Origin of the sequence: Paraburkholderia sp. RHO2, from assembly GCF_050955445.1 — a bacterium.
Lineage (GTDB): Bacteria > Actinomycetota > Actinomycetes > Mycobacteriales > Mycobacteriaceae > Prescottella > Prescottella agglutinans_A.
On the sequence record NZ_CP162617.1, the window covers coordinates 3589127 to 3607710 of the forward strand.

16 protein-coding genes are annotated in these 18584 nt (G+C 69.2%); 4 read left to right on the plus strand and 12 right to left on the minus strand.

The genetic code is table 11. The features are described from left to right. Positions 1-9: 9 nt before the first annotated feature. The 3 genes from smc to ABTV10_RS16700 are packed head-to-tail and all read right to left on the minus strand — an operon-like array spanning position 10 to position 4818. The gene (smc, locus tag ABTV10_RS16690; RefSeq protein WP_499028633.1) at positions 10-3615 is read right to left on the minus strand and encodes a chromosome segregation protein SMC; all 3606 of its coding nucleotides are present in this window, start codon (positions 3613-3615) and stop codon (positions 10-12) included. 22 nt (positions 3616-3637) lie between these two features. After that, positions 3638-3925 (minus strand): acylphosphatase, encoded by a 288-nt coding sequence (locus ABTV10_RS16695; RefSeq protein WP_433605666.1) that lies wholly within the window; start codon positions 3923-3925, stop codon positions 3638-3640. 8 nt (positions 3926-3933) lie between these two features. Then, entirely contained in the window at positions 3934-4818 is an 885-nt protein-coding gene (locus ABTV10_RS16700) for an SMP-30/gluconolactonase/LRE family protein (protein ID WP_499028634.1), read from the minus strand. A 478-nt stretch (positions 4819-5296) separates the two neighbouring features. Here ABTV10_RS16700 and ABTV10_RS16705 point away from each other — a divergent pair, with 478 nt between their 5' ends. Further along, complete coding sequence (locus ABTV10_RS16705; protein ID WP_499028635.1) at positions 5297-5563, plus strand: hypothetical protein; 267 nt, start codon at positions 5297-5299, stop codon at positions 5561-5563. Here the strand turns inward: ABTV10_RS16705 and ABTV10_RS16710 are convergent. Together ABTV10_RS16710 and ABTV10_RS16715 are read right to left on the minus strand one after the other, a co-directional pair. Then, positions 5560-5994, minus strand: a complete 435-nt coding sequence (locus ABTV10_RS16710; protein ID WP_499028636.1) for an OsmC family protein — start codon at positions 5992-5994, stop codon at positions 5560-5562. The two genes, ABTV10_RS16705 and ABTV10_RS16710, sit on opposite strands and share 4 nt — an antisense overlap. Next, positions 5987-7441 carry an alanine/glycine:cation symporter family protein gene (locus tag ABTV10_RS16715; RefSeq protein WP_499028638.1) on the minus strand — a complete coding sequence of 485 codons (1455 nt, stop codon included), beginning with the start codon at positions 7439-7441 and terminating at the stop codon, positions 5987-5989. The genes ABTV10_RS16710 and ABTV10_RS16715 overlap by 8 nt, the downstream gene beginning before the upstream one ends. 287 nt (positions 7442-7728) lie before the next feature. On the opposite strand from ABTV10_RS16715, the gene ABTV10_RS16720 reads away from it, so the two are divergent. Together ABTV10_RS16720 and ABTV10_RS16725 are read left to right on the plus strand one after the other, a co-directional pair. Next, a complete protein-coding gene (locus tag ABTV10_RS16720) occupies positions 7729-8823 on the plus strand; it encodes a serine hydrolase domain-containing protein (RefSeq protein WP_499028639.1) in 1095 nt (364 codons plus the stop codon). A gap of 290 nt (positions 8824-9113) precedes the next feature. After that, complete coding sequence (locus ABTV10_RS16725; protein WP_499028641.1) at positions 9114-9398, plus strand: hypothetical protein; 285 nt, start codon at positions 9114-9116, stop codon at positions 9396-9398. Between the two features lie 296 nt (positions 9399-9694). Here the strand turns inward: ABTV10_RS16725 and ABTV10_RS16730 are convergent, their stop codons facing one another. Next, positions 9695-10159: an Hsp20/alpha crystallin family protein gene (locus tag ABTV10_RS16730; protein ID WP_499035192.1), complete on the minus strand. Its 465-nt coding sequence runs from the start codon at positions 10157-10159 to the stop codon at positions 9695-9697. Between the two features lie 359 nt (positions 10160-10518). Further along, the gene (locus tag ABTV10_RS16735) at positions 10519-10857 is read right to left on the minus strand and encodes a MerR family transcriptional regulator (RefSeq protein ID WP_499028643.1); all 339 of its coding nucleotides are present in this window, start codon (positions 10855-10857) and stop codon (positions 10519-10521) included. A 140-nt stretch (positions 10858-10997) separates the two neighbouring features. On the opposite strand from ABTV10_RS16735, the gene ABTV10_RS16740 reads away from it, so the two are divergent. Continuing rightward, a complete protein-coding gene (locus ABTV10_RS16740; protein WP_499028645.1) occupies positions 10998-11411 on the plus strand; it encodes an Hsp20/alpha crystallin family protein in 414 nt (137 codons plus the stop codon). Between the two features lie 211 nt (positions 11412-11622). Here ABTV10_RS16740 and ABTV10_RS16745 read toward each other — a convergent pair whose 3' ends face one another. From ABTV10_RS16745 to kdpB, 5 genes are all read right to left on the minus strand, one after another. Next, the gene (locus tag ABTV10_RS16745; protein ID WP_499028647.1) at positions 11623-12084 is read right to left on the minus strand and encodes a DUF4383 domain-containing protein; all 462 of its coding nucleotides are present in this window, start codon (positions 12082-12084) and stop codon (positions 11623-11625) included. 501 nt (positions 12085-12585) lie between these two features. Next, entirely contained in the window at positions 12586-13266 is a 681-nt protein-coding gene (locus ABTV10_RS16750) for a response regulator (protein WP_499028649.1), read from the minus strand. Then, positions 13263-15836 (minus strand): DUF4118 domain-containing protein, encoded by a 2574-nt coding sequence (locus ABTV10_RS16755; RefSeq protein ID WP_499028651.1) that lies wholly within the window; start codon positions 15834-15836, stop codon positions 13263-13265. The genes ABTV10_RS16750 and ABTV10_RS16755 overlap by 4 nt, the downstream gene beginning before the upstream one ends. 7 nt (positions 15837-15843) lie before the next feature. Next, complete coding sequence (locus ABTV10_RS16760) at positions 15844-16494, minus strand: potassium-transporting ATPase subunit C (RefSeq protein WP_499028653.1); 651 nt, start codon at positions 16492-16494, stop codon at positions 15844-15846. A 7-nt stretch (positions 16495-16501) separates the two neighbouring features. Then, complete coding sequence (gene kdpB / locus ABTV10_RS16765) at positions 16502-18529, minus strand: potassium-transporting ATPase subunit KdpB (RefSeq protein ID WP_499035194.1); 2028 nt, start codon at positions 18527-18529, stop codon at positions 16502-16504. Positions 18530-18584 lie beyond the last annotated feature (55 nt).

Genomic DNA, 18584 nt, shown 5'->3' on the forward strand with positions numbered 1-18584 from the left:
GTGCCGGGTTCACCCGGCAACCAGGTCCTGGCCGCGCAGTCGCTGCGAGATGACGGTGGTGATGCCGTCGCCGCGCATGCTGACGCCGTAGAGCGCGTCGGCGACCTCCATCGTCGGCTTCTGGTGGGTGATCACGATCAGTTGGGACTTCTCCCGCAACTGTTCGAACAGACCGATCAGGCGCCGCAGGTTCGTGTCGTCGAGCGCGGCCTCCACCTCGTCCATCACGTAGAACGGGGACGGGCGGGCCCGGAAGATCGCCACCAGCATCGCGACGGCGGTCAGCGACTTCTCGCCGCCGGACAGCAGCGACAACCGCTTGACCTTCTTCCCGGGCGGCCGCGCTTCGACGTCGATGCCGGTGGCGAGCATGTCCGACGGGTCGGTGAGGACCAGCCGGCCCTCGCCACCCGGGAACAGGGTCGCGAACACCTCGACGAACTCCCGCTCGACGTCGGCGTAGGCGTCGGTGAACATCTGCAGGATGCGGGCGTCGACGTCGGCGACCACCCCGAGCAGGTCCTTGCGGGCGTTCTTGACATCCTCGAGCTGGGTGGACAGGAAGTTGTACCGCTCCTCGAGGGCCGCGAACTCCTCGAGTGCGAGCGGGTTGACCTTGCCGAGCGTCGCGAGGTCCTTCTCCGCGCGCTTGGCCCGACGTTCCTGCGTCGCCCGGTCGTACGGCTGCGGGGTGGGGGCCACCACCTGCTCACCACGCTCGCGCGCCTGCTCGTACTCGGCGATCTCCAACTCCGACGGCGGCAGCGGGACGTCCGGGCCGTATTCGGCGATCAGGTCGTCGGGCGCGATCGCGTACTGCTCGAGGATCGTCTCCTCGAGCTGCTCGATCCGCAGCGCCGCCTGCGCGCGGGCCACCTCGTCGCGGTGCACGGCGTCGGTGAGCGCCGACATCTGCGCGGTGAGGTGACGGACCTGCTCCTTGAGCGTCTCGACCTGCTCGGTGTGCGCGGACCGCAGCCGGGTGAGCTCGTCGCGGTGCGCCTCCGCCGCCGCGACCACAGTCTCCAGCCGAGCGGCCACCTTCCGTCCGGCCTCCGCCACCGCGGCCGCCACCGCGGCCGCCTGCTGCCGCGCCCGCAGCGCCCGCTCCGCGCGGGCCCGCGCCTCCCGCTCGGCCTGCGCCGCCCGGCGCAACGAATCCGCTTTGCCGCGAACGGATTCCGCGCGTTCCTCGGCGGTCCGGACCGCGAGCCGGGCCTCGACCTCGACGGCTCGAACCTCCGCGAGCGCGGCGGCCGCCATCTCCCGCTCGACGTCGGTGGTGTCACCGGCCGCGACATCCGACGAGTCGCCGCCGGCCTGTTCGTCCTCGGCGCGGCGCAACCGCTCCTCGAGTTCGGCGAGCGACGCGAGCGTCTCCCCCCGGCCGGCCTCGGCCTCGGCGCGCTGCGCGACGAGCCGCTCGGACTCGGCCCGGGCGCCGCGCACGACGTGCCCCAGCCGCCCCAGCTGCTCGTAGACCGCGGCCATGGTCGCGTCGGATTCGTGGAGCGCCGCGAGGGTCTGCTCGGCCACTTCGGCGCGGTCGCCCTGCTCGGCGACGGCCCCGGCGAGCGCCGCCGTGAGTTCCTGCGCGCGGCGTTCGGCGGCCTCGAGCGCGGTCACCGACGCATCGATCGCGGCCTGTACCTCGAGGGTGCTGGGCCGACGGTCGGATCCGCCGGTGATCCAGCCGGGTCCGACGAGGTCGCCGTCGCGGGTGACGGCCCGGGCCGAGGGCACCTCGCGCACCAGTGCGACGCCGTCGGCACGTGAGTCGACCACGGCGACGCCGCCGAGGAGCGCCGTGATGCCGGCGCGTACCCCGTCGGGGACCTCGACGACCCCGGCCAGCCATCGCGCCCCGTCCGGAAGCGCCGGCGGCGGTGCCGGTGTCGCCAGTTCGAGCGGGAAGACGATCGAGGCGCGACCGCCGTCGCCGTCTGCGAGCGCCTGCACGGCCGCCTCCGCAGCCGCCGCGGACTCGGCGGCGATCGCGTCGGACGCGGGACCGAGCACGGCCGCGACGGCGGCCTCGAAGCCGGGCTCGACACGGAGCAGTTCGGTCACCGAGCCGGTGAGCCCGCGGTCGCGGTGGTGTTCGAGCAGCCACGCACCGCCGTCCTTGCGTTCGAGCCCCATCGCGAGAGCGTCGATCCGGGCCTTCAGCGACGCCACCTCCTGACCGGCGTCACGCTCTGCGGTCCGCAGTTCGGCGACGCGTGCGGTGACGAGATCCAGTGCCGCGACGGCGCGTTCGTGCTGCCCGTCCAGGCCGACCTCACCGGCGTCGAGGTCGTCGACCGTGGCCTCGACGGCCTCGAACTCCAGCTGCGCCGCGTCGCCGCGTTGCCGCGCCTCCCCGATCGCAAGGTCCAGGCGCGCCACCTCGGCGTCCACGGATTCGGCGCGGGTACGCAGCGTCTCCACCTGCCCGGCGAGCCGGGCCAGCCCCTCCCGCCGGTCCGCGACCGCGCGGACCGCGGCCAGATGCGCGCGCTCGGCCTCCGCGGCGGCCTCCTCCCGGTCGGCGAGCTGTTCACGCGCCGCTTCGAGGGTCGCGCGGGCCACCTCGACAGCCCCGACGAGTTCGGCCTCCTCCTGCGCGATCCGCTCGGCGCGGGCCTCCATCTCGTCCGGGTCCTGGCCGCGCCCGGCGACCGGCTCGGTCTCGAGGTGCCGCGCGCGTTCGCTCGCGATCCGGATGGTCGCGCTGACGCGTTCGGCGAGCGCCGACAGCTGGAACCACGTCTGTCCCGCGGCCTCGGCCTGCGGGGCGAGCCGGGCCAGGGCCTGCTCGTGTCCGCCGAGCCCGCCGGTGGCCGCGTCGAGTGCGGCCTGGACCGCCTCCTGCTGCTCCCGGGCCTGCTTCTCGTCGTGCGTCTGGTTCGCGAGCTCGGCGCGGCGGGTGACGAGGTCGTCGGCCGCCAGACGCAGCCGCGCGTCGCGCAGATCCGCCTGCACGGTCTGGGCCCGACGGGCCACCTCGGCCTGGCGGCCGAGCGGCTTGAGCTGGCGGCGCAGTTCGGCGGTGAGGTCGGTGAGCCGGGCGAGGTTGGCCTGCATCGCGTCGAGCTTGCGGACCGCCTTCTCCTTGCGACGGCGGTGCTTGAGGACGCCGGCGGCCTCCTCGATGAACGCGCGCCGGTCCTCGGGCCGCGATTCGAGGATCGCCGCGAGTTGTCCCTGCCCGACGATGACGTGCATCTCGCGGCCGATGCCGGAGTCGCTGAGCAGTTCCTGCACGTCCATCAGCCGGCACGAGTTGCCGTTGATCTCGTACTCGCCGGCGCCGTCGCGGAACATCCGGCGGGTGATCGAGACCTCGGAGTAGTCGATCGGCAATGCGCCGTCGGAGTTGTCGATCGTGAGCGTGACCTCGGCGCGGCCGAGCGGGGCCCGGCCCGCCGTGCCGGCGAAGATGACGTCCTGCATCTTCCCGCCGCGCAGCGCCTTGGCGCCCTGCTCCCCCATCACCCACGTGAGTGCGTCGACGACGTTGGACTTGCCCGACCCGTTCGGGCCGACGACGCACGTGATCCCGGGCTCGAACCGCAGAGTCGTCGCGGACGCGAAGGATTTGAATCCCTTCAACGTCAGACTCTTCAGGTGCATGACGGTGGACTCTACCGGCGGATCAGCGCTCGACGAATCCGGAAAGACCCCCGCGTGCCGCACCGAAGTGCTCGACGACCAGGGTGACACTGCCGGGCGTCTGCCCTGATCGCAGCAGCGCCAGGAGCCGTTCCAGCGCGTCGCGCGGGCCCTCGGCGATCACAAGCACCCGGCCGTCGGCGTGGTTGGTGGCGTGGCCGACGAGCCTCAATTCGAGGGCGCGCGAGCGTGTCCACCACCGGAACCCGACACCCTGGACGTAGCCGTGGACCCAGGCGGTGAGGCGTTCGGTCGCATCGGAGTCGTCCATGGCTGCCATTATCGGACGGGCGGGGTCAGCTCGCGTACGGTGCCGTCGAATCCGGTCGCGTACAGCGCGTATGGATCCCACCCCGGTCCCGATCCGAACTTCACGGCGGATGTGAGCGTCAGGCCCGACGCGATCACGCAGGCGGCACCGCTGTCGGGTTCCACCCGCAGCACCTTGCCCGCGACGTTGTACGCCAGGTAGACGGCGCCGTCCGGGCCGACGGTGAGGTCGTCGGCGACGTCGAGCGGCCCGATGCCCGGCAACGGAATCGTCCGGACCGGACCGTCCAGGTCGTCCGCGGCGAGGATCTCGAGTCCGTTCACCGGATCGAACGAGGTGGTGAGGAACACTCGGTCACCGGCGGTGGCGATGCCGTTGACGGTGCCCAGATCGGTGCGCACGAGCTCGGGCGAGCCGGGGCGGTCGGCGGGAATCCGGGTGAGTCCGGGCGCCCCGACGTTGCGGGTGGTCAGCAGGTCCCCGTCGGCCAGCTGGGTCAGGCCGTTCGGCATCACCAGGCCCGACGCGACGGTCGTCCGCTCCCGGGTGCGCAGATTCACGGCGTCCACGGTGCCGTCCGGGATCCCGAACACGCCGGAGAGCGTGGCGTTCCCGGTGGTGAAGTAGGCGTCGTCACCCGCGACGACGAGCCCACCGGGACCGTGCACGCGCTCGACGAGCGTGCCGCGCGTCCCCGACGCGTCGAGCGTGCGAATCGCACCGGGCGCGAGGAGCGCCGAATCCGACAGCAGCATCGTGCCGGTGCCGTCGAATGCGAGGTTCTCGAGCATCCCGTACCCGGAGGCGACGGTGCGGACGTTCCACTGCGGGCAGGTGCTCGGGGCGCTCGACATCTCGGCCGCGGCCGGCCCGGCCGCCACGAGCCCGGCCACCACGGCGCCTGCAAGCGCGAGGCCCCCGAATCGTCCTGTCCGCCGTATCCGCACGATGTCCTCCCTTTCGACAGCCGACCCCGCAGGGTACGGGATTCTTCCAAACAGATGGTCGGTCGAGCGACGAAACCCGGATGCGTTGCCCCGCTGAGGCGTACATTCTTTCGGTTCGTGGATCTCCCGACGAAGGGCACACTTCCATGACGACTGCGATCACCCCACCCGAGGCACGGACCGGGTTGACCGGAATAGTCGCGCGCCACCCCGTCTCGTCGTATTTCGTTCTCGCATAGGGCATCACGCGGGTCGTCTGGTCCCAGTTCATGCTGTCCGAGGAGCGCACTCGGTGGTTTCCGTTCCACTCCACCTACGACTTATTCGTCGCCTTTGCGAAGCGAATCGTGTTGTGGCGTGTCGGTGTCGGATGGCGGATGGCGGATGGTGGCCATCTTCGGGTTTCCCCAGCACCTTGATCGCCGTGGTTGCCCACCCTTCGATGGACGCCTTCCCGAACGTGGTGCTGTTCAGAATGTTCCCCGCACCCGCCGCGGAGTCGTCGTTCGGCGTCAACAGGTTGTACGTCGCGCTCACCGGCGGTCTCGGTCTGGCAGCGCTCGCGCCGATCGTCGCGACGAAGCGCCGTCCGGGCCTGCCCGTTGGGGCCACGCCGCCCGGGAGCACCCGTCGGCAATTCGACGACGGAGCCGCCCGCAACACCCGTCACGGACGGCTCCGAACGCCCTAGCCCCGCGTGATCTTCAGGGTGACGGTGGTGCCCGCCTCGAGGGTGCGGCCGACGGTGCACACCTTGTCGACCGAACGCTCCACGAGCGCGACCAACCGTTCCTGGGCCTCCGGCTCGAGTTCGCTGAGGTCGAGTTCGAGGGTCTCCTCGAGGTGCGGATACACCTCGTTCTCGCGGTCGGCCGCACCCGAGACGCGGATGGTCGCGTCGTAGTCGTCGCCGAGCCGGCGCGAGAGCGGGAAGTCCGAGCTCATGCCCGAGCACGCGGCCAGGGCGATCTTGAGGAGCTCACCGGGGGTGAAGACGCCCTCCACCGATTCCGATCCGATGCGTACCTCGGCGCCGCGGGAGCTACGGCCGGTATAGAGACGGGTGCCGGTGCGCTCGACCCACAGTTCGGTGGGCGCGGGTGCAGGAGTCTGTTCAGCCATGAGTAGAGATCCTGCCATCCTGCCCCGACTCCGGTGTCGTCTGCTCCCACACCTGGATGCCGTCGATCTCCGGCAACTCGTCCCGATGGAAGGTGGGATCCTTGCCGTCGGCCCGCTGTCGGCTGTAGTGACGGAACAGCACGAACGCGACCCCCGACAGCGGCAGCAGCGCCAGCAGATTCACCGTCACCATCACGCCCATCACGAGGTCGGCCAGCGCCCACACCAGAGGCACCGACCCGATCGCGCCGGCGAACACGCACACCACCACCAGGGCACGGAAGCCCGTCCGCACCCGCTTGGACTCGGTGAGGAATTCGATGTTGGTCTCGCCGTAGTAGTAGTTGCCGATCACCGACGTGAACGCCAGGAAGAAGATCGTGACGGTCAGGAAGTGCACCGTCCACCCGCCGAGTTCCGCGCCGAGCGCGTTCTGGGTGAGCGACGCCCCGGCTTTGGTGCCGTACTCCGGATCCGAGAGCAGGATGACGAACGCCGTCGCGCTGCACACCAGCAGCGTGTCGAAGTAGACGCCGAGGCTCTGCACCAGGCCCTGCTTCACGGGATGCGAAACCGCGGCCGTTGCACCGGCGTTGGGCGCCGAACCCATGCCGGCCTCGTTCGAGAACAGGCCGCGTCGGATGCCGTTCATGAACGCCGCCGCGAAGCCGCCGCTCACAACCTCCCGGATACCGAAGGCGTTCTCGAGGATCAGCGTGACCATGCCCGGCACCTCGGTGATGTTGAGCACCACGACCAGCAACGCGAGTGCCAGGTATGCGCCCGCAACCACCGGCACCACGATCTGCGAGACCGCAGAGATCCGGCGGACGCCACCGAAGATCACCGCCGCCGTGAGGCCTGCGACGACAACTCCCACCGCGATGGCCACGCCGCGGTCGTCCGTCTCGAGGGAGGTGGACACCGCGTCGACGATCGAGTTGGTCTGGACCGCATTGAATACGAATCCGTACGTCACGGTGATGACGACCGCGAAGATCACACCCATCCAGCGACGGCGGAGTCCGTGCAGCATGTAGTAGGCCGGGCCGCCGCGGAACCCGCCGTCCTTGTCTCGAATCTTGTAGACCTGGGCGAGCGTGGACTCGATGAACGCGCTGGCCGCACCGATGATCGCCATGACCCACATCCAGAAGACCGCGCCGGGTCCGCCGACGCTGATCGCGATGGCGACACCGGCGATGTTGCCCGTCCCGACCCGCGACGCCGCGGAGATCGAGAACGCACGGAACGCCGAGATGCCCTTGGTTCCGTCCGGCAACTGCTCGGCGGGCTCGGTGACCGACCGCAGCATGTCCGGCAGCAGTCGCAGCTGCACGAACCGGGAGCGCACTGTGAAGTACAAGCCCAGGCCGACGAGCAGCACGATGACGCCGTACCAGTAGAAGTCGTTGACGTCGGTGACCAGTTCCACGAGCGAGTCCACACCAGGGACTATGCGGGACGACGGTCCCACACGCCAGTCGGAAACCGACCGCCAGTTTGCTAATGACTCCGAGTCAATTGAACTCGGGGCAGTCCCCTTCGGCGTACAGGCAGGGCTGAATCGACCGGAGTTGGAGTGGTTGGGCACCGGCCAGCGGCAAGGGCTTTCCCGAGCAACGGATGCCTACAACGGCATGACACGCAAACAGTTGCCTCGGGGACAGATGGGGTAGAGATCCGGGTGTTCACCGATGGTCCGTCGCCAGCGGCCGCCATACGTTTGACGGCATGCGCTCACCACTTCTCCTGTCGGGCCTCGCTGTCGGAACCGTGCTGCTGGTCGCGGGCTGTTCGGCGTTCGCCCGCATCGACGCCCTCCAGGACGACCTCAACGCCCTCACCGGCTCGGGTGTCGCCGGTGCCGCGGCCACCGTCGAAGGCGACCACACGACGATCGTCGTCACCAGCGGCGTCGGCGACCGCGCAACCGGGGCACCGATGCCCAACGCGGGCCAGATCCGGATCGGCAGTGTCACCAAGCCGTTCACCTCCACGATCGTGCTGCAGCTCGTCTCCGAAGGCCGGGTACAGCTGGACTCGCCGATCGACACGTACCTACCGGGAGCACTGAACGCGAACGGAACCGACGGCCGAGTGATCACTGTTCGTCAACTCCTGCAGCATCGCAGTGGAATTCCTGAGTTCGCCGGTCAACCCGGTGCCGACGAGCTGGTGGCGGCGTCCCAGAACACAACGCTCTCGCCGGCCGAGGCCGTCGCGATCGCGCTCCGACAGCCACCGCAGTTCGAGCCCGGCACGCGCTTCGCCTACACCAACACCAACTACATCGTGTTGGGGATGCTCATCGAACGAGTCACTGGCCGTTCTTATTCCGACGAGCTCACCTCACGTATCATCGGCCCGCTGGGACTGTCCGACACATACCTGCCGGGTCCCGGAGAGACAGAGATTCGTGGCGACCACCCGCACGGCTACGAGTCCACACAAGACGGTGTCGTCGACGTCTCCCGTATCGAACCGTCGATTCCCTGGTCGGCCGGAGCACTGGTGTCGACGGGACACGACCTCAACACGTTCTGGCGCGCCTTGCTGGACGGAAAGCTCGTCCCGGCAGCACAATTCGCCGAGATGACGGCGGCGCAGTCCGGCGCGAGCGAGGAAGAGGGACGCGGTTACGGGCTGGGTGTTGGAACGACCGATCTGCCGTGCCGAACCCGCTACGTCGGCCACAGCGGTGGAATACCCGGGTATTACACGACCTCCGGAGCGACGAGGGACCGGGCCGTGACGATCGTGCTGACACAGGCGCCCGAAACTCGACCCGATCTCGAGAAGATGCTGGCACACGCGCTCTGCCCGTAACGCCCTCCCGGCGGCGCCAGCCACGCTTCGCGATGAGCACACTCGTGTTCGGCCTCATCGCAGCACTCAACGCTACCTACTTCCGGAGGGCGCCACGGGTCTCGCCCATCACGCGGCGCCACTCCGTAGTCGTCGCTGGATGTGCGGGTCCTCGCCCTCCCACGCGAGGGTTTGTTCAGCGGAGCGATGTGGGTGGGCGGCCTACGTCCGTCCGGGATGCGCGGGATGCACGGCCGCCGGGCTGACCTGATCATCGGACGCCCCGGTCATGTTGCGGAAGGGAGGAGGCAATGTCCAGAGTCCATCACAAGCGGTCGAGTAACCCGGCCGGTGTCATCACCGTCACCGCATGGACCTTTGCCGTGATGGGCACCTTCGGAGTCCTCGGAAGCATCGAACTGCACAAGGGCGGTGACGCAGCCTCGTGGGGGATCGTTGGACTCCTCGCCGGCGGACAACTGTTCAGATCCCGACTTCGCCGAGCAACGGCCACCACCGCCGCCGAGTTCGTTGCCTACGGCGAGCGCAAGAACCGACTGGGCGTCGACGGTGCCAGCGACGGCGTGCGCACGTAGCGCGTCCTGACACGAGCCGGTCTGTCGGGCTCCGCGCCTGCCTCCCGGTTGCGGCTCAAGAGAAGCCCGGCACGAGGACGAATGGGCTCCGAGAGGACCGCGACCGTGGCCGCGACGACGCCACCGGCCAGCGGCAGCGCGCCGCTACGCGTGCGGCGGGAGCCTGCGGCACCGCAGTTGGAAGGGCTGGTGACGCGGCAATAGCGCAGGCGCGATGCGCAATCCGCGGGTGTTCCCGTTCGCGCCGTGACGGGGAAGTGGTACGAACCGCCCCCGCAGACACTCATCGGATGCGATCACGAAGGGGTATCACCTCCTCGGCAATGAAGCGGCCGGTGCTCGACGGCGATGGCTGCCCGGCCGGCGGCGGTATTGACCTCGATCTTGCGAGGCTTGGCCTTCTCCGCCACCGGGATCGTCAACCGCAGGATGCCGTCGGCATAGTGAGCGTCGATCCGCTCGGTGTCGAGGGTCTCCCCGAGGAACAACTGTCGGCTGAATACCCCGCGGGGCCGCTCGGCGGCGAGCATGTCGACATCGCCATCGCGTTCGGGACGCTCGGAGCGAACCGTCAGAACGTTACGTTCGACATCGAGGTTCAGTGAGTCCACCGATGCGCCCGGCAGGTCGAACTCGATGACGAAAGTCGCCTTCACGCCACGCGTCCATCGGCGCATCGCCACCGGGCGGGCGGATGTCCCCTTCATGTGTGGAGTCCAGTGGTCGAGCTCGCGGAACGGATCAGTGCGCATCAACATCATGTCCACCTCCAAGAACCCTCTGAGGTGACTGCAATCATCACTGCAACAACAGCTTTGGACGTCTTTGTTGCGGTAGCCACCGAATCGGCTCCTCTACCACCGAGAGGGCAGGGGGGGCTCGACCCCTGCGAGAATCCCGGCAAGATGACGTGTCTTGGTTTGGGCGGCGCTCAGCTTCCCACCTCGCTGTCGACAGCGCACCCACCGCGTGTGGGCGCGGCCCACCGCGCACCGCCACCGCAACGCCGAATCGCCACACACCTCTGGATCGTGTATTGCACATCTATATCAGGTGACATAGAAAGGCTATCTAGCTCGGCGATGAACGCTCGCTATTCGGCAACCCGGGGACGGTCCGGTCATGTGGCGGTGGCAGCGGCGAGTTCCTCACGGAGCAGCGCGTTGTCGAGGACGAGTCTGCGGTTGTCGATCTCGAGCCTGTGCTTGTCGGCCTCGAGTTCGAGGATGTGGGCGATGCCGGCGATGTTGACCCCGGCGGCGGCCAACTCTCCGATGTGCTGCAGGGCAACCAGATCGTCGTCGCTGTAGCGGCGGTTTCCCCCTTGGGTGCGTGCCGGCGTGAGCAGACCACGCCGCTCGTACAGTCGCAGCGTCTGCGGGTCGATTCCCGACAATTGGGCCGCCACCGAGATGCCGTAGACCCCCAGGCGGGATCGGGGGGTGGACTCGTGCGCCATGACGCCTCCTGACCGGATCACTTCTTGCCCCAATCTAGCAGGAGTGACACCATTAATCCTGTGTGAGGAATAACAGATCTTCTGGCGGAGTTTCCCCACATGCCTAGAACGAGAAGAACCTGGAGGTGACGATGATGTTGATGCGTACCGATCCGTTCCGCGACTTCGATCGCCTCGCCCAGCAGGTGTTCGGCACCGTCGCGCGGCCCGCAGTGATGCCGCTGGATGCATGGCGCGAAGGTGACAAGTTCGTCGCGGAGTTCGACCTGCCTGGCGTCGCTGCCGACTCGATCGCGCTCGACGTCGAGCAGAACGTGCTCACCGTCCACGCCGAACGTCCGGAGCTCGACCCCGACCGAGAACTGGTGTCGGCAGAGCGGCCGCGTGGCGTGTTCAGTCGACAGCTGTTCCTCGGCGAGACCCTGGACACCGACGGGATCGAGGCCGGCTACAACGACGGCGTGCTGCGAGTGGCCATCCCCATCGCGGAGAAGGCCAAGCCCCGCAGAATCGAGATCACCGGCTCGAGCGAAGCCAAGGCTATCGACGCCTGACCCGCAGCCCTTCTCTGCCGTGGGCTTTCCTCGAACCCGATACGGAAGGTGGTGGTGTCACAGGAACATGACGCAGCAAACGAACGGTGCACACCTTCTTCATTCGAAAACCCACCCGATCGCCCCGCCCCGCGGGGCGATCGCCTGCGCGGGCACAGCCTCGAACAGTGTTCGCGGAACTACTCCACCCGCCGCGAATTGAGATGGGGGCTCAGCGGGGATTCGGCGAGTATGAGCGCGCCCCGCTGGTGAGAAGAACTCCGGCGGCAACCATCACAATCCCGAGAACGAGGTGGAGCCAGTTGTCGGCGGTATTGAGAGGAACGAAGTTGGCGTCGCTGTTCTGGTCGATGAACAGCCCGTACAGCCACAGCACCAGGTAGACGATCCCGCCGACGATCAGGTACCACCGTGCCGTGGTGACTGCGCGGGCCAGCGCGAGACCTGCCACACCGAAGATGAGGTGGACGATGTTGTGGAGAATCGACACTTCGAAAAGTCCGATGAGTTTCGCGTCGGAGTCTTGCCCCGCCCATGCGAGCGTGTCGTAGTTCGTTGTGATGCCGGGGATGAATCCGGCGATGCCGACGACGAGGAAGACAGCGCCGACGAGAAGAGCGGCCCACTGCACCGGTGTCAGCTGCCGCACTGTTGGGGCGGATCGATCGCTCATGTCATCACCTCGAATCCGGGGAACGATGTTGCGGACGGCGAGTACCCGGACCCGCGCCCTCAAAAACGGCGGCGACGGAACGATTGCGTCACGGCCGCACGCGCATCGCGACCGCCGACAGCTACAACGACTCCCCCTTCCCGAGCGGAGCCGATCGCGCCGCCGCCGCCGGCGACGACGACGCCCGTCCCAGAAGTCGCCGAATGCGATGCCACCGCCAGCCCGCGCCCGCATCAACCGGACCAGCACAGCCCCCACCCATGCCGGATACGGGCGGCACGCCGAGCGTCAGATCGCGGCGACGTCGCGCTGGTGTGGTGGTCACAGCCCGATGCTGGTGACGGCATTGCCGACCGGCGGGGAGTGTTCGCGGGCATAGACCCGACCCGCAGCGAATGACCACTGAGCTGATCGACGAGCGCCGGAGCGTGCCCTGCGGCGACGGCCGGCTGCCTGATCCGCGTGAGAAACGCCTACGGAAAGACGGTAAGCCTCCGGACGTCAAACCTGGAAGCGGTATCCCATGCCGGTCTCGGTCAGCAGGTGCCGCGGCTTCGACGGATCCACCTCCAGCTTGCGGCGCAGTTGCGCGAGGTAGACCCGCAGGTAGTGCGTCTCGGTGGCGTACGCCGGACCCCAAACCTCGCGCAGCAGTTCCTTCTGTCCGACGAGTTTGCCCTTGTTGCGCACGAGCATCTCGAGCATCCCCCACTCGGTGGGTGTGAGGTGCACCTCGGTCCCGTCCCGAGTGACCTTCTTCGCGGCCAGATCGACCGTGAACGAGTCGGTGATGACCACCGGTTCACTCGTCTCCGCCGCGGCCGCGCCACGACGCACGGCCGCCCGCAGCCGCGCGAGAAACTCGTCCATCCCGAACGGCTTGGTGACGTAGTCGTCCGCGCCGGCGTCGAGCGCCTCGACCTTGTCCGACGAGTCCGTGCGCGCCGACAGCACGATCACCGGAGCGGTGCACCAGCCCCGCAGTCCGGCGAGCACCTCGATGCCGTCCATGTCGGGCAGGCCGAGGTCCAGCACCACCACCTCGGGGTGCTTCTCGGCCGCCGCCCGCAGCGCCGCCGCGCCGGTCGACGCCGTCGTGACCTCGTAGCCACGCACGCTCAGGTTGATTCGCAGCGCGCGCAGGATCTGCGGCTCGTCGTCGACCACCAACACCCGGGTCATCGGGCTCCTTCCGTCTCATCGGCCGGCCCCGCCGGCGTGTCTCCGGTTCTGTCTCCCACCGGGCAGGCTGCCAACTCGACGACCATCGTCAAACCGCCCCCCGGCGTATCCGTCGCGCTGACGGTTCCACCCATTGCTTCCACGAATCCCTTGACCACCGACAGCCCCAGCCCCACGCCGATCGTGTTGTCCCGGTCGCCGAGCCTCTGGAAGGCGTCGAACACCTGGTCGTGGGTGCCGCGGGCCAGGCCGGGGCCGGTGTCGGCGACGGTGATCGTCATCCGGTCCCCCACCCGCGCGGCGCCGATCCGGACGGGCTCGTCCGGCGCGTACCGCAACGCGTTGTCCACCAGGTTCGCCAGGACCCGCTCGAGGAGCCCGGCGTCGGCCATCACCGCGGCGTCGCCCACCTCGACCTTGACCTGGTCCCGCACGCGTCGCGCCGATCCGGGTCCGCCGAAGCCGGCGCCGACGAGAGCCCGGTGCACCACTTCCTCCAGGTACACCCGCCGCAGGGTCGGCTTGACGACGCCCGCGGCGAGCCGCGACGAGTCGAGGAGGTTGCCGACCAGCGCGGTCAGCTGGTCCGCCGACTCCTCGACGGTCGCGAGCAGTTCGGCGGTGTCCTCGGGCGAGAACTCGATGTCGTCGCTGCGCAGGCTCGACACCGCCGCCTTGACCGCGGCCAGCGGGGTGCGCAGGTCGTGGCTGACCGCCGAGAGCAGCGACCGCCGCAGCCGGTCCGCCTCCGCGAGGGCGTTCGCCCTGCTGGCTTCCTCCGCCAACTGCCGCTGCCGGATCAGCCCGACGGCCTGGTTCGCGACCGCGTTGAGAACCTTGCGGTCCCGGGCGCCGAGTTCGCTGCCCGCGAGCAGCAGCGTGTACTCGCCGTCGCCCACCTCGCACGCCGTCCCCGCCTCGTCGACGGTGCGCGGCGGCGAGGCGCCGGCGGCGCTGATGACGCCCTCGCCGCGGCGGACGACGCTGACCCCCGTCTGCGCGTACGTCTCGCGCACCTTCTCGAGCAGCGCCGGCAGGTCGGCGCCGCGCAGCACGGACCCGGCGAACAGCGCCAGCAGTTCCGCCTCCTGCGATGCCCGCCGGGCCTCGCGCGCGCGTTTGGCGGCGGCGTCGACGAGCACTGCGACCGCCACCGCGACCACCAGCAGCACCACGGTGGTGATGAAGTTGTCGGGCTGCGCGATCGTGAAGCTGTAGAGCGGTGCCGTGAAGAAGTAGTTGAGCAGCAGACCGGAGATCAGCGCCGACAGGATCGCCGGCCCGACGCCGCCGAGCAGCGCGACCGCGAGCACGACGACGAAGAACAGGGCGTTCTGACCGCCGACGCCGGCGACCCGGTCGACCAGACCCATCAGCACCGCGGCCAGCGACGGCACGACCACCGCGGCGAGCCACGACACGAGCCGGCGCTCGCCGCGCCCCAGGATGGAGATGCGGTGCCGGGTCGCGGCCTCGTCATGGGTGACCATGTGGACGTCGATCTTCCCGGACTGCTGGACGATCGACGCCCCGATACCCTCGTCGAGGATCCGCGCCCACCGCGACCGCCGGGACGTGCCGATCACCAGCTGGGTGGCGTTGACCTCGCGGGCGAACTCGAGCAGCGTCGTCGGGACGTCGTCGCCGACGACGCTGTGCAGGCTCGCACCGATGCTGGCGGCGAGCTTGCGCACCTTGCCCATGTCGCCGGCGGATACTCCCTCGAGCCCGTCGCCGCGCACGACGTGCACCACCATGAGCTCGGCGCTGGCCTTGCTCGCGATGCGGCTGGCCCGCCGGACGAGGGTCTCGGACTCCGGACCGCCGGTGACGGCCACGACGACCCGTTCGCGGGCCTCCCACGTGTCGGTGATCTTGTTCTCGGCGCGGTACTTCGCGAGCGCGGCGTCCACCTGATCGGCCACCCACAGCAGGGCGAGTTCGCGCAGGGCCGTGAGGTTCCCACGCCGGAAGTAGTTCCCGAGTGCCGCGTCGACCTTGTCGGCCGAGTACACGTTTCCGTGGGAGAGCCTGCGCCGCAATGCTTCCGGCGTGATGTCCACGAGCTCGACCTGGGTGGCGGCGCGCACCACCTCGTCCGGCACGGTCTCCTGCTGCGCCACGCCGGTGATCTGCTGCACCACGTCGTTGAGGCTCTCGAGGTGCTGGACGTTGAGCGTCGAGAGGACGTCGATGCCGGCGTCGAGCAGCTCGTAGACGTCCTGCCAGCGCTTCTCGTTGTGGCTGCCCGGGGTGTTGGTGTGCGCGAGTTCGTCGACGAGCACCACGGCCGGCCGCCGGGCCAGCACCGCCTCGACGTCGAGCTCGGGCATCGAGGTCCCCCGGTACTGGATGTACTTGGGCGGGATCAGCTCGAGCCCCTCGAGCTGCTCCGCGGTGCGGGCGCGGCCGTGGGTCTCCACCACGGCCGCGACCACGTCACCACCGCGTTCACGCCGTCGGTGCGCCTCCCCGAGCATCGCGTACGTCTTGCCGACGCCGGGTGCCGCGCCCAGGTAGATCCGCAGCTCACCGCGGCGACGCGCTCGCTGAATCTCCGGAATCGTCACACCGCCATCATTCACCCGACGGTGCTGCACCGCACGCAGGTGCGGTCAACCCCAGTGCGAGATTGAGTTCGAGCACGTTCACCCGCTCGGCGCCGAGGAACCCGAGCTGACGACCCTCGGTGTGCTCGGCGACGAGTTCACGAACGCGGGCCTCGCTCAATCCGTTCACGGCCGCGACCCGACGCACCTGCAGTGCCGCGTACTCAGGCGAGATGTGCGGATCCACACCGGAGCCGGAGCCCGTGACGGCGTCGACCGGCACGTCCTGCGGAGAGACGCCTTCCCGATCGGCGATCACCGCCCGACGTTCCGCCACGAATCCGGCAAGCACCTCGCTGCTGGGGCCCTGGTTGGACGGCAGTGCCGCGGCCGGGTCGCCCGCGGCGAAGGGGTCGCCGTCCGCGACCGAGCCGACGACCCGGTTGTGGAAGAACGGGTCCGGCTCGCCCTCCTCCACCCGAGGGTCGACCCCGATCCAGCGACTGCCCACCACGCAGCCCGCGGCGTCGGTCACGGGCGAGCCCTCCGCCGTTCCGGAGGCGATGCGCCCCACACCCCACACGGCGGCCGGATACAGCACACCGAGGATCGCGGTGAGCGCGAGGAGCACCAGCAGCCCGGCCCACACCTGCTTGAGAAATCCGATTCCGAATCTCATTGACATTTCACCCGATTCCAGGAATGAGGCGGACGACGAGGTCGATCAGCCAGATGCCGATGAAGGGGGTGACGACACCGCCCACACCGTAGATCAACAGGTTCCGGCCGAGCAGCTTCGACGCCGCCGCGGGCCGGTAGCGCACTCCCCTGAGCGCCAACGGGATCAACCCGATGATGACGAGCGCGTTGAAGATGACCGCGGACAGGATCGCCGACTGGGGCGTGGCCAGGTGCATGATGTTCAGCACGGCGAGCTGAGGATAGATGGCACTGAACAGCGCCGGCAGGATCGCGAAGTACTTCGCGAGGTCGTTGGCGAGCGAGAACGTGGTGAGGGCGCCGCGCGTGATGAGCAACTGCTTGCCGATCTCGACGACCTCGATGAGCTTGGTGGGATCCGAGTCGAGGTCCACCATGTTGCCGGCCTCCTTCGCCGCCGACGTTCCGGTGTTCATCGCCACGCCCACGTCGGCCTGCGCCAGTGCGGGTGCGTCGTTGGTGCCGTCGCCGGTCATCGCGACCAGGCGTCCGCCCTCCTGCTCGGCGCGGATCCGCTCGAGCTTGTCCTCGGGCGTGGCCTCGGCCATGAAGTCGTCGACGCCGGCCTCCTCCGCGATGGCCCGCGCGGTGAGCGGATTGTCGCCGGTCACCATGATCGTCCGGATACCCATCGCCCGCAGTTCCGCGAAGCGCTCCGCGATCCCGGGCTTGACGACGTCGGTCAGTGCGATCACCCCGAGCACCGTCGCGGTGCCGCGCTCGGCGACCGCCACGACGAGCGGCGTGCCGCCCGCGAGCGCGACCTTCTCGACGGAATCCGACACGGCCGGATCGACGGCGGCGCCGTACCCGGACACCCATGCCAGCACGGCGTCACCGGCGCCCTTGCGGATCTGCTGCGGGCCGGTCTCGGTCGCGATGTCGAGTCCGCTCATGCGCGTCTGCGCCGTGAACGGGACGAACTCGGCGGCACGTTCGTGGTCGGTGGCGTCGGTGGAGAGGCCGAACCGTTCGGCGCACAGTTCGACGATGCTGCGTCCCTCGGGGGTTCCGTCGGCGAGGCTGGACAGCCGTGCGGCGGCAGCCAGTTCGTCCTCCGAGCGGCCCGGGGCGGGGTACAGCGCCGTCGCGCGGCGGTTGCCGAACGTGATGGTGCCGGTCTTGTCCATCAGCAGCGTGTCGATGTCGCCCGCCGCCTCGACCGCGCGGCCCGACATCGCCAAGACGTTGCGCTGCACCAACCGGTCCATGCCCGCGATACCGATGGCGGACAACAGCGCACCGATCGTGGTGGGGATCAGGCACACCAGCAGCGCGATGAGCTTGATCGGATCCTGTTCCTGCCCCGCGTACTGCCCCATGGGGCCGATCGCCACGACGGCGAGCAGGAAGATGATCGTGAGCGACGCCAGCAGGATGTTCAGCGCGATCTCGTTGGGCGTCTTCTTGCGCGACGCCCCCTCGACGAGTGCGATCATCCGGTCGACGAACGACTGCCCCGGAGCGCACGTGATCTGCACGACGATCCGGTCCGACAGCACGGTCGTGCCGCCGGTGACGGCACAGCGGTCGCCGCCGGATTCGCGTACGACGGGGGCTGACTCGCCGGTGATCGCGGACTCGTCGACGGTCGCGATGCCATCGATGACGTCGCCGTCACCGGGGATCACCTGTCCCGCCTCGACCACCACGGTGTCGCCGATCGCGAGCTGGGTGGCCGACACCTCCTCGATCGCGCCGGACGCGGTGAGGCGTCGGGCGACGGTGTCCTGCTTCACTTTCCGCAGGCTCGCAGCCTGCGCCTTGCCGCGCCCCTCGGCGACCGACTCGGCGAGGTTCGCGAACAGGACGGTGAACCAGAGCCACGCGGCGATGAGCCACGAGAACACCGTGGGCTGCGCGACGGCCATCACCGTCGTCACGATCGAGCCGACCAGCACGACGAACATGACCGGGTTGCGCGCCTGGTGGCGCGGGTCGAGCTTGCGCACCGCGCCCGGGAACGACGTGATCAGCTGTCGTGGGCTGAAGATTCCGGCCTGGACGTGCGAGTGACCGTGCGCAGACTCCTCCACGGGCAGGTCGGCG